The sequence below is a fragment of the Streptomyces sp. NPDC031274 genome, from assembly GCF_055570235.1.
Genome location: NZ_JBVIHP010000131.1, coordinates 1 through 1,884, shown reverse-complemented (window position 1 = coordinate 1,884; position 1,884 = coordinate 1). Strand labels below are relative to the sequence as shown.

At 66.8% G+C, this 1,884-nt stretch carries 3 protein-coding genes; 2 read left to right on the top strand and 1 reads right to left on the bottom strand.

The window, feature by feature from the left end; genetic code table 11:
- Positions 1-40: 40 nt before the first annotated feature.
- Entirely contained in the window at positions 41-892 is an 852-nt protein-coding gene (locus ACZ5CR_RS44215; protein ID WP_468869041.1) for a helix-turn-helix domain-containing protein, read from the bottom strand.
- A gap of 202 nt (positions 893-1,094) precedes the next feature.
- Between ACZ5CR_RS44215 and ACZ5CR_RS44210 the strand changes: the two genes are divergently transcribed.
- Together ACZ5CR_RS44210 and ACZ5CR_RS44205 are read left to right on the top strand one after the other, a co-directional pair.
- Entirely contained in the window at positions 1,095-1,535 is a 441-nt protein-coding gene (locus ACZ5CR_RS44210; RefSeq protein ID WP_468869038.1) for an ATP-binding protein, read from the top strand.
- A 50-nt stretch (positions 1,536-1,585) separates the two neighbouring features.
- Positions 1,586-1,884, top strand: a 299-nt coding sequence (locus tag ACZ5CR_RS44205; RefSeq protein WP_468869036.1) for a transglycosylase SLT domain-containing protein, incomplete at its 3' end; no start/stop codon positions are given.

The window sequence follows — 1,884 nt, the reverse complement described above, 5'->3', positions numbered from 1 at the left end:
ACGACGACTTCTGCCAGGTCATGGTGGGCACATCTGCCTCTCAGAGGGATTGGATGATGTTGTGGATGAGGGCGCGGGACTCGACCTCGATCAGGCTGAGGGCTGTCAATCGGTCGAGTACCGTCCGGTATTTGTCGCGCTGCGCATCGGCGTCCAGCAGGACGATCCCGTGCGATTGATCCAACTGAACGGTGTCGAGCTGCGGTACCGGCCCATGGACGTAGTAGATGGGCTGCCCCGCACCTGGATACCCGCCCGCGTCGAACGGGATCACCAGGACGGAGACGTTCGGGTGCTCGCCGAGTTTGAGCAGATGCTTGAGCTGTCGCCTGGCAACTTCGCGGCCACCGAACCTCATGTGCAGTGCGGCTTCGTGAATGATCGCCCGATACGGGACTGTGTCCTGGCGGAAGAGGACCGCCTGCCGCTTGATGCGGAACGATGTACGGTGCTCCACTTCCGGCGGCGACAGTTCGGGGACTACCTGGCGGAAGACCTCGCGTGCGTGCTCCGTGGTCTGAAGGAGGCCGGGGATGCCTGATGTATGCGCAGTGCGCAACTCGTGGCCGTGATGCTCCAGTTCCGCCAGGTCCAGCAACCTTGCTGGCAGGATGTCCCGGTACTCCTCCCACCAGCCGCGCCTACGCTCGCCGGTCATCCCCGCGATGGCGTCCACCAGAGAGTTGTCCGGGCACTCGTACTGGCAAGCCAGGGCCCGTACTCGCTCTGCGCTCACGCCGAGGCGTCCGGTCTCCATGTTGCTGACCTGGGCCTGCTTCATGCCGAGGAGCCGGGCAGCTTCCGTTGACGTCAGGCCCGCTCGCTCACGCAGCCTGCGTAGTTCGGCGCCGAAGCGGAGTTGGCGTGCCGTTGGGTTGGTCCTCACGGGCATGCCCGTCGCTCCTCTGTGCTGGCCGGTCACCCACACGAGTGGATGGCTTTGGGATTGCCCCAACTCGGCTGAATAATATATCCAGTACCGCTACTTTGAGGTTCAGGCGCCCCGCCTGGAAGCACCCCGCTCGACGGAGCGGCAACGTCACCGGGCACAGATCTGCACCCCGACCAACTCCCGTTCCCGAACGGAGACTTCCATGCTGCCAACAACCGTATCCCCGCCCTGGAGCTACACCCTCCAACTCCCGCACGACCCCCGCGCCCCCGGCATCGCCCGCGCCACCCTCCGCGCCGTCCTCGCCACGTACGGCCTCGCCGAGCTCGCCCCCACCGCCGAGCTCCTCGCCGCGGAGATGCTCAACAACGCCCACTGCCACACCGAAGGCCCCTACGCCCTCCGCCTCCGCCACTCCTCCCCGAAAGGCATCCGCGTCGCCGTGTGGGACTCCAATCCGCAGATCCCGCCCGGATTCGGGCAACCCGGCCTCCCACCCGCCCCACCGGTGGACGCCGAGAGCGGGCGCGGGCTGCAGCTCATGCGGGCCTGCGCCGATGCCTGGGGTGCCTACCCCCTCGGCTCCGCCGGCAACGGCAAACTGCTCTGGGCGGAGGTCGGCGGTGATCCCCCGAAGGGATAGGTCCCGCCTCTACACTGAACCGCGGTGGACTCCCGCGTGGTGAGGGGTGGTTGACGGTGCGTAAGGCATGGCTGGTCGCGGCCGTCGGCATCGGTGGGGCGATGAGCTTCATCGCCCTGCTCGTCGTGGGGACGTACATGGCTGCCGGAAGCATCGCGAACGGGGCCGGGCAAGGGAACGTGGGGCTCGCCAAGGGCGCCGTACCCAGTACCTACCAGCCCCTCGTGCAGAAGTGGGGAAATCTCTGCAAGGCGATCAATCCCGCCCTGCTCGCCGCGCAGCTGTACCAGGAGAGCGGGTTCAACCCGAACGCCAAGAGCCCGGCCAAGGCCCAGGGGATAGCGCAATT